We start from the raw sequence: 10943 nt of genomic DNA on the forward strand, positions 1-10943 counted from the left end.
CTCAATTGTACTTTCTATTCGCCTGGTAATTTTGGTAGGTTTGCGCTGTTAAACACCTGCTCTACTGTTAGCGCCCAATCAGCAACTACCACTGATTCCATGCAAGTCGCACCTGTAAATATCTTATCCTCATACTGTCCCTCTACCCACTGGCAAATTGTAATTTGTTGCATCTGTGGGTCAACAATCCAATACTCTAATATTTCCCTAGCAGCATACTCTGTCCGCTTGTAACGATAATCACGAACACGGTTTGCTGTTCCCGGAGAAACAATTTCAATCACTAGCGCAGGCGGCGGCATATCACGGGTGATAGTAGCACGAGTAGCACCGATAAGGGCAGCATAAGATTCTTCAGTGTGAACCATTAAGTCAGGTAAACGACATCTCGCCCGTCGCCCCGCCACCTCAATTTCTGTATCCTTGTGAGCAACTAAATAAAATGCGAAATATTTTAGTAGTTCAACAAATAGAAATCTTGCCAGATTGCTATTCTCCTGACTTTCTGGTGGCATCTCGACTAGTTCTCCATCCACCAACTCATAGCGCGTGTCTGTACCATCGTCATAGGTAAGATACTCCTCAAAGGTCAGCAGTTTTTGGGTTTTCGTCGTTTGGGTCATTTGCTTTGCTTTCTTACCCTATACAGACTACCACTGAATCTTATTGCTATTCTAATCGAATACGGTTAGCTGAAGAATTAATCAACTCTAAATCCCAATACGGTTCAGTTAAGCATTTTTTTCCTCTCTCTGTTCCCTCTGTGCCTCTGCGGTTCGTTAAAAAAATTGACTTTAATAAAGAGTTTTAGCCTTAACTGAACCGTATTGCTCTAAATCCCCAGAATAGTAGGTTAGTTTGAGAACAGCGAAACCCAACAAAGCCTTGATAATGTTGGGTTTCGTTAGCTCTAAAATTCAGATAGGGCAAACTTTTCAATAAGTGGATAAGAATTTGTCAAAGCCAGTTACCAACTAAAACATAAGGTGCCCAGTAACCAGGACGACTGTAATTAGGATAATCTTTTAATAATTTTACTTGGGCACGACGCAAGGCTTCAGCCTTTGTCACCTTAGTTTTAACTAACTCACGATAAAATTCCCCAATTAAGATCGCAGTAGATTTATCACTGATATGCCATAGTGAAGCCAAGGTACTACGGGCACCAGCTTTTACGGACGCTCCTGCTAGCCCTAGCGTGGCGCGATTGTCACCAGTAGCGGTTTGACAAGCACTTAACACCAGCATTTCCAAGGCTTCTGAGCGAGTTTGATCTCGACGGCGCAACAGGCTATCAAATTGCGTGACGTTGATTGGCCCATCATCTGCAAGTATAAAAGTATTCTCAACATTAGAACTAAATTGACCGTGGGTTGCCAGATGCAACACATTAAATGGTACACTATTTACCTTACTCTCTAGGTTTTTGCTGTTGAAGTCTCGGTCTAGTAACTGGGTGGTAGATGCGATCGCTTGGGAAATAGAATCGAATTCTGCTTTAATTTCTGGTAGCGGTGGAAACTGCTGTTGAAAGCCTTTTGGTGGTTGCACTAACCCAGCAGCTAGGACATTGAGTTTTGTTTGTGTCAAGGGTTTGAGTGCGAGTAACTGGAGTCCTAAGCTGAGGGCTACAGCGTATTTTTCTACCAGATATTGCTGACCGTCATACAATATGGCCATTGGCACATTTCGCAATATTCCATCCAGTACGAATACAAGGGTTTTGACTCCACTATCTTTTAAATCTGACTCAATTTCTTTGATTAACCACCCATAAACTTCTTGTGATAACGCCTGCACTTCCTCAGTCCGATCGGGTTCTAATAGATACTCTCTGAGTTGTTTTATAGTACCTTCTACCTCATGCTGGGACTTATTTACTGTATAACTACGCAGTGGTTGTTTAGGAATTTTGACAATCACTTGGAGTTGAGAAGGCAGAATAATTGGATAAACGATCGCGGCTGTGGGATTATCTTTATCTACCACTGTGTCAAGCAAAACAGTTTTGGCATTAATGCAAGCTTCCCGGAAAAAGTCGTCTAATTCCGCTAGTTGCAGTGCTTCAATCCTTTGTCTAGCTTTGTCTAGGATTGGTTCGCTGGGATGAGTTTGCTGAAACTGCAACAATAATTCTACGGACTCTCGATATACAGGTTCTACACTTTCTTTAAAAGAAAACTGGACATCTCGATTCACAACTACTAAGTCACTACGGAGAGTCTGCAATTCACCGATCGCAGTATCATAGCTGGCAATAGCACCCTCAATCTCTTTTTGCTGTTTTAACAAGCGTCCTAACTGCCAATGCCAACGATAAGCGATATCTGAGGCGTTGATTGTTTGGGCTATGTTCAGTGCCTGTTGGGTGAGGTTCTGGGCTATTGACCATTGTTTAGTTTGTTCGTATACACTGCCTAGAGTCCCAAGGGCAAAGCTTTCGGCTCGTTTATCTGCTAAATCTTCAGCTTGTTGCAGGGCCCTCGCGCAGATTTGAGCGATCGCTTTGGGTGTAGTTCCGAATTTCATCAAGCTTTGAGCTAGATTAATCTGCGCATAAATAGTTGTCACAGAAGCAGGTAGTTGTGTCAGTTGAGTTTGGATTTGCGGCAATAATATCTGTACGGCGGCTGTTTGTCTTGCGTTCACTAGTAAATTCAACTGATTAACTTGAGCCTGAACTTTACTAATCGGGTTAGGAGCGATCGCAGCAGCTTGCTGATAGAATTCTATTGCACCCTTAAAATCTTGCTGTCCTTGTGCCGTGTTGCCTAAACTGAATAAAGCCGCGCTGATATCCTGGGGAGAATCCAATTCTTGGGCAATTGACAAACTTTGCTGTAATACCTGACGAGATTGATTCAAATCTCCGGCTAATTGCAGAGCATTGCCAAAAGACCGTAATTCTACTGCTTTACTGACTGAATTAGGTTTTGATTGTAACTCTTGCTGCAATTGAGTCAAGATTGTCAAACCCCGACGGTAAAATCCCAAAACTTGCCATGCTTGTGCTTGATTGATGCGATCGCGGATCATGCCATTGCGATCGCCTAATTGCTTATAGCTGGCTTCTGCACGTTGCCAGGTGTTAAGTGCCTGTTCAGCTTGTCCCAAGTCTAGTTGAATACTACCTTGAATATCTAGAATTGGAGCCAAAACCTGAATATCTTGGGCAGGAGAGGATTTTTCGAGCAACTTTAAGCTATCCGTAATTGCCTGTTGCGCTGGTTGCAAATTACCCAGTTTTTGATGTGCTAACGCCAAATTACTTAATGCCACAGCTTGCTGCAATTCATTGCCTTGGCTGCCAAAACTTTTAACTGCTTGTTGCAAAACTTTAACCGCTTCTGCAAATTTTCCTGCCTCATACAGCACTTTACCCTGTTGCAGCAAGTCTTGTGTTTGTGCAGGAGGATTTTGGATTGAGACTCCAAGAGTTGCGATATTTTGTGTCTCTATTGCAACAACAGGAAAAGCAGTAATGCACAAAAAAGCTGTCACCACAACCAAGAGCATGAAAACAGGCAGCTGATGGATTTTAAAGAGATGAATCAACCATATCTTAAATCCGTCACATATCCGTTGCCACTGATTGTTTTGATGAATCTTGGGTTTCATCGGAATTCCTCCCTTGAATCTTGGAGTAACGAATTATTGACCACAAGACATGGCAGAGGGAATAAAAGAACTTTGCACATATGTGAGCCACAAGCATAATATCACCGTTACCATCAACAATCTATCCTTGAGCCTCCACAATCTAATGAACCTTAGTTCGGGATCGGGAAAAGGACAGGTAGTAAGCTGAAAATAACAACAAATCCAGTAACCTGTCCTATGTTTAGTTTAGATGCTTTGCTTTGTCATGTAGATGATTGCTGTAAAGCGTTTTGTCGTCAATAGACTTCTTGCAAAAGTCGGGGTAAAGGGGAAGGGGAAAAAGGGAAAAAAACTCAAAATCCTTTCCCTTTAACCTTTTCCCTTTTCCCTAAGAGTGCAAAAATATATTTTTGCAAGAGGTCTAATGAACTTGGTCAACTCTTAAAGGTAACTCTTACTCCTGGTAAAATTAGTCCTGTTTTAAACCAAAACGATGTCAAAACTAGGAAGAAATCCGCTCCCTAAGTTGGTTTGGAGAGAGGCAAATTGAACCGATGCGATCGCATCAAACGGAGATTTATCAAAAGACAAAGCACCTGTGCTGTTGTTATAACTAAACTGACTGGTAGAACTCGCACCAAATCCAACTTTAGAAATCTGAATTTTATCTCCTTCAAAGTACTTAAAGTCTGCAATGTAATCAATTCCATCAGACAGAGAGTCGAAGACAAATTTATCGGCTCCACTTCCTCCCACAAGGTAATCGTTGTCTTTACGACCATTTAAAATATCATTGCCATCGCTTCCGTAGAGAGAGTCATTGCCTTCCCCACCATTGAGAAAATCATTGCCACTGTTGCCGTCAAGAATATCGTTATCCTGCTGACCGAAGAGAAAATCATTGTCACTACCCCCATAGATGGTATCTTTGCCGTAGCCTCCGTAGAGATAGTCATTACCACTACCGCCATTAAGATAGTCATCGAAAGCCCCGGCATCCAAGATATCATTGCCACCATTACCGTATAGGGTATCAGTGGTATTGTTGAAGGTAAAATTATCAACTCCGTTACTGCCATTGAAGGAAACTTTTTCGATGTTATTGAAGGAAAAGCTGTAGGGATCGCTGACATTAGAGTAGTCGACTACGAGTAAATCAATCCCCGTGCCGCCATCTATATAATCATTAACTCCAGATCCAGGATTAAGGGTATCGTTACCATCACCTCCGTAGAGAGAGTCACTCCCACTACCGCCATTAAGATAATCATCGAAAGCTCCGGCATCCAAGATATCGTTGCCACCATTACCGTATAGGGTATCAGTGGTGTTGTTGAAGGTAAAATTATCAACTCCATTACTGCCTTTGAAGGAAATTTTTTCGATATTATTGAAGGAAAAGCTGTAAGGACTGCTGACATTAGAGTAGTCGGCTACGAGTAAATCGATCCCCGTGCCGCCATCTATATAATCATTAACTCCAGACCCAGGATTAAGGGTATCGTTTCCTCCAAACCCAAAGATACTATCAGTAAAAATACTACCGATAATATTGTCATTTCCGTTAGTTCCACTATAGATTGGCATTTTAATTATTCCTCTGATTAGTAAAAGTAAAAGGTTTTAGTTTTTTGGTTTCAATAAGGTCTATCTGGGGTGATATTTCATCACATAGAGACGCAATTGGAAGTCCGGTTTTAGCTCGACTTTATTAGTTTTGTTGGTAACAAGATATCTGCAAAAAACCGCTAGATAGGGTCTACGCTATCCCTGAAACCTTTAAGGGAAGGTAGTTTTACTTAAAAAGTATTTGCCCAAGAGCCAGGCTTTTTGTTGAATAAAGTTGAGCTAAGTGAATCTCCCTGCTAAACTCATATACGATGAGTTTTATTTTTTATGCACCCAAACAGAAATTTTGTATTATAGGTCGATAGACTTCTTGCAGAAGTTGCTTTTGCAAGATGTTGGAGAAAGGTTAAAGATTACTGGGTTTGGGAAAATTCCATACCTTTACCCCACAATGCCAAGAAGTCTATTGACTACAAGATATGGCAGAGGGAATAAAAGAACTTTGCACAGATTGAGCCACAAGCATGATATTACCATTACCATCAACGATCCATCCTTGGGCCTCGACAATCGGATCGGTAGATTTGGTCATAGATGCAGTAGATAATTTGTCCGTCATGGCTGTTGCTTGTGCGGGCAAATCTACCCAACCAGTAATCACTGCTCGTCCTTGCAACGGTTCATTAGGACTTTGGGGTAATCCACCTCGTCCTGTAGCGATAAAACGACTGGCATTTTGTCTTCTTCTAGCAGTGCAACCTTGGGCAATTTGTTGAGATGCATCCACGAGGTTGGAGGGTAGTTGAGTTAAGCCGCGACTGGGGTCAGTATCAGGACTGTTGATAGTTACTTCCCCGCTTACCCCCAATTCCGAACTCGCTGTAATGTCACTGTTTTCCGTTAGGCGTTTTTGCGGCAGAATACCGAAAATACCGTTTGTTGTAATGTCAACTCTACCACCAGTTCCAGTGAAGGCGTTAGCGCTGATATCGCTATTTTCTTGTGGGACGGCGACAATGAAAGGGCTATTAATTATGAGATTACCGCCATCGCCACCGAATTCGCTACTGCCGGCAGTGGTAGAAATTTGACTATGATTGCGTAGTAATAATAAGTCTTGCAACTTCAGGGTAATATTACCACCATTCCCCGCTCTGGTTATGGCGGCGATCGCTCCTTGATTATCCAGGCTCAGAGAACGAGCTTGGATCTCAAGGTCGCCTGCCGTCCCCGCTCCGGTACTACTGACAGTGACTTCACCTCCATCCCGAACACTCATCTGCCCAGCTTCAATCTTTAAACTTCCCCCACGACCAGTACCTTCTGGCGTCACCGCAGCGCTGATTTGGCTGTTAAAGTTACCATTTGGTGATTTTCCAACGACTTCCACAGATTTCGACGCATGAATTCGCAATCTACCTGCATTGCCCACTCCAGCAGTGCGAACTGATATTATTGCACCACCTCTCACACTTAAGCGATCGGTTTCGATTGTTAAATCGCCACCGTTGCCTCTGGGTGGAATAACTGTTCTTTCATCTGCGTCTACTTCAATACCTGCATTGATCCCTGTAGCAAAGAGGTTATCAACAGGTGTATCAAATACCTCTACTTCAGAAGCACGAATTGTGAGATTACCAGCGTCTCCTTGACCAAAAGTAGCGACTTGCACTCTGCCTCCATGACTGACACTCAAGCGTTTTGTCTCAATAGTCAAGTTGCCACCGCGACCCTCACCTCTAGGGTTGACCTGAGCGAATAAGCCAGCAGGATTTTCAAGATTAGATGTAAACGATTTGATTTTTCCACTGATTTCCACTGACTCGGCAGCGTGAATAGTCAAATTTCCTGCAAACCCTTTACGGTAAACACTGCTTCCCACTTGACTATCAATGATATTCATCGTGACAGTTTCAATGTTTATATTGCCAGCATTCCCTTGTGCAAAAGTACTGGCAGATAGTTGTCCTTCTCGGACAATCAACTGATTGGTGTTAATTACCAAATCTCCAGCTGTTCCTGTACTTTGTGTTTGAGTCAACAAGCTGCTGGGAAAGGGAAATAGACTATTACTATTAGTAGCAAATCCTATCAGTTTAACTGATTGGGAGGCATTTACCGTCAAACTTCCTCCAGCCCCACTACCGCTAGTTCGAGCTGAAATCGCTGCTCCATCTTGGATTAACAACTGATTGGTATTAATCGTAATCTTTCCTGCGGGCCCTGTGCTATAAGCGTTAGAACTTATTTTGCTAGGATACCATCTATTAGGAAACTGTGGCAGAATCGCAGTACCGACTAGCTGCACTGATTCGGCATTTACTGTTATACTCCCTCCAACCCCTTTACCTTCGTTATCAGTTGTGATTCCGGCTCCATTTTGGATGAGTAACTGTCTAGTGTTAATCGTGATGTCCCCGGCGTTTCCCACTCCATTAGATGCAGCAAATATACCACTAGAGCCTAAATTCGGATTATCTGGAATCCCAATTAGTTGCACTGATTCTGAGGCATTCACGGTCAAATTTCCTGCCACACCTGCATTCGTTGTACTAGATGAAATCTTGCTTCCTGCTAAGATTTGTAACTGTCTGGTGTTAATTGTCAGGTCTCCTGCATCTCCTGTCCCAAAACTTTCAGCAAATAAACCGCTACGAATTCCAGTAGGTGATTCTCCAACGACTTGCACTGATTCGGAAGCATTTACACTCAATCCTTTTCCAGGTAATGCTCCTAAAGTGCTGGCTTCAATCTGGGAACCTCCATTGACTGTAACTCCTTTACCCCACACCTGAATAGCGCCGCCACCTTCGCCACTGGTACTAACCAAAGCTTGATTACTGAGTGAGATATCGGCTTTAGCTACATTATCAGGAACAATCAAACTCAAATTATTACCATCCACATTCAGTCCGACTGTCCCCTCACCTGCAATTCCTGCCAATTCCACTCGCCCACCCGGAGCATTCAATTTACCTCCGTTGATGGCAATTTCTCCACCCACTAATAGTAAACTCTGACCATCTGGTACTCGTAGACCAAAGATATTATCTCCTGCTGGTGCAATTGACCTATTTTCAATTCTGCCAACCTGAAGTTGATTGAATAGTAAAGCGGAAGGATTAACTGTTAGTAATGAAGAAGGAGTCTGAGGATTAGTTGCACTAAATTCCAAGCCATTGCCAAACACAAAAGAATTCGCCGTAGTCCCTACAAAGGAACCCGCCACATCCAGCCGTGCATTATTGCCAAATAAAATACCATTGGGATTGATCAAAAACAAATTTGCACCACCATCTACCCCCAATGTGCCGAGAATATTGGAGATATTACTTCCCGTCACCCGTGTGAGAATATTGGAGATTCCCGTGGGATTGGCAAAATAAACACGTTGGGATTCTCCGACATTGAATTCCTGGAAACTATGGAACAGGTTTGCACCGCGAGTTGCTCCACCATCAATCCGGTCAGCAGCATTACCTTTAATATTGACATTGGGAGCGATCGTTGAAGAGTTATTATCCAATGTTCCATCAGGCGTAATCTGGGCTAAGGCGTGATTTTCAGAACAAAATATGCCGTGAGCAAGCACTCCAATAATCCCAAAAACTTCTAATAAATCTGAGTGCCAATTCCTATCTTTACAGGTTGTCATATCAGAACCAGCCTCGCTTGCTCATTTCCTACCTGTGAATATGCAATTTTCTTACGCCACAGCTTTGAGCCACATCTTCAAGGGTTTTCAGCTATCCGTCCCGATCAATTTTTCTACAATTAATTTCAGCAGATATTTTCACTAGATCGGAGTAAACTTTTTAAAACTTAAAATTAGGTAATGCATCTGATTGTTTTGATTGCTCTTGGGTTTCATCGTAATTCCTCGTCCGATTGGAGTAACGAATTATTGACTACAAGACATGGCAGAGGGAATAGAAAAACTTTGAGGAGATTGAGCCACAAGCATAATATTACCATTAGCATCGACAATCCATCCTTGAGCCTCGACAATGCGATCGCTAGATTTGGTCATAGATGCAGTAGATAATTTATTCGTGATGGCTGTTGCCTGGACGGGCAAATCTACCCAACTAGTAATCACTGTTCGTCCCCGCAACGGTTCGTTAGGACTTTGGGGTAATCCACCGCGTCCGGTAGCGATAAAACGACTGGCATTTTGTCTTTCTCTGGAAGTGCAACCTTGGGCAATTTGTTGGGATACATCCACGAGGTTGGAGGGTAGTTGAATTAAGCCGCGACTGGGGTCAGTATCTGGAGTGTTGATAGTTACTTCGCCACTCACCCCCAATTCTGAACTCGCTGTAATGTCACTGTTTTCGGTTGGGCGTTTTTGCGGCAGAATACCGAAAATACCGTTAGTTGTAATGTCAACTCTACCACCAGTTCCAGTGAAGGCGTTAGCGCTGATATCGCTATTTTCTTTGGGAACTGCAACGATAAATTTTGAGTTGATATTGATATTACCGCCATTGCCACCTAATTTGTCTGTACCTGCGTCAGTGGATATCTGACTATTGCGACGGAGTAAGAGTAAGTCGCTGTTGAGGTTGATGTTACCACCGTTACCAGATGCAGATTCGGCGTTGAGTTTACCTTGGTTATCTAAGGTAATTTTGGGTGAGTTTATTTCGATGTCGCCTGTGATTCCTGAACCAGTGGAACTGACAAATAAGCCACTGTTAGCACCGATATTTAGTACGTTGTCAGGAAAGTTAGTAACTCGGTCATCATAACTAAAGTCACTACTACTAATTATGACCTTATCAGTAGCATTGACAGTTATTTTACCTGCACGTCCATTGCTTGAGGTAGTGGTGGTGAGTTGTCCGCGGTTGAGTGCTTCAAAAATATTTGCATTTACCGTAATATCGCCACCCTTTTGATTATTTCTAGTGCGTGCATCCAGTAATGCACCGTCGGAGATGCGAAAGATATTGGTGTTTATGGTAATATCGCCACCAATGCCAGTGGAATTAAAATCAGTAAATGTGAATAAACCACTAGAAAATTTGCTCTGTTGATTACTTCTAGAAACAGTTATTGTATCTTTTGCATTGATGCGAATATTCCCTGCATTCCCCACTGCTGAAGTTGAGGCAATAAGTTGAGTGCCATCTCGTAATGAAAAGTCACCAGAATCGATGGTAATGCTACCGCCATTCCCAACAGTCCCCGTTTCCACATTGCTGCGAATCCCACTAGGAAAACCGTTTTTCTCCCCAGCAATATCAACAGCACTTGTTACAAAAACATTGACATTGCCTGCATCCCCTCTTCCTGCTGGTTGGGTAGCAGATGCACCACGAGTAATGGTTAGCAGTTGAGCGCCATCAGTGAGTGACAGTGTTGTAGCATTGATGTTGATATTGCCTCCTTTACCTACGCCTCCTGCTGACACTGCGCTGAAAATGCCACTATTTGCAAGGTCAACAGCATTTTTTGCACTCACTGTCACATTCCCCGCATTCCCCACTCCTGAAGTTGAGGCTGAAAGAAAAGCGCCATCTCCTAATGAAAAGTCACCAGAATCGATGGTAATGCTACCGCCATTTCCAACAGTCCCCGTTTCCACATTGCTGCGAATCCCACTGGAAAAATCGTTTTTCTCCCCAGCAATATCAACAGCACTTGTTACAAAAACATTGACATTGCCTGCATCCCCTCTTCCTGCTGGTTGGGTAGCAGATGCACCACGAGTAATGGTTAGCAGTTGAGCGCCATCAGTGAGTGACAGTGTTGTAGCATTGATGTTGATA

4 protein-coding genes and 1 pseudogene are annotated in these 10943 nt (G+C 43.0%); all 5 read right to left on the reverse strand.

The genetic code is table 11. The annotated features are described in order from the left end of the window. Positions 1–14: 14 nt before the first annotated feature. Positions 15–623 (reverse strand): Uma2 family endonuclease, encoded by a 609-nt coding sequence (locus ACM0OX_RS18845; RefSeq protein ID WP_414516590.1) that lies wholly within the window; start codon positions 621–623, stop codon positions 15–17. Positions 624–957: 334 nt separating this feature from the next. Continuing rightward, positions 958–3516 (reverse strand): CHAT domain-containing protein, encoded by a 2559-nt coding sequence (locus tag ACM0OX_RS18850; RefSeq protein ID WP_414516593.1) that lies wholly within the window; start codon positions 3514–3516, stop codon positions 958–960. A gap of 564 nt (positions 3517–4080) precedes the next feature. Further along, positions 4081–5187 (reverse strand): calcium-binding protein, encoded by a 1107-nt coding sequence (locus tag ACM0OX_RS18855; protein WP_414516591.1) that lies wholly within the window; start codon positions 5185–5187, stop codon positions 4081–4083. Positions 5188–5632: 445 nt separating this feature from the next. Next, complete coding sequence (locus ACM0OX_RS18860; RefSeq protein WP_414516592.1) at positions 5633–8824, reverse strand: filamentous hemagglutinin N-terminal domain-containing protein; 3192 nt, start codon at positions 8822–8824, stop codon at positions 5633–5635. Positions 8825–9070: 246 nt separating this feature from the next. Next, positions 9071–10943, reverse strand: a pseudogene (locus ACM0OX_RS18865) (filamentous hemagglutinin); the annotation flags it as partial.

Origin of the sequence: Nostoc sp. PCC 9305 (assembly GCF_963920915.1) — a bacterium.
Lineage (GTDB): Bacteria > Cyanobacteriota > Cyanobacteriia > Cyanobacteriales > Nostocaceae > Nostoc.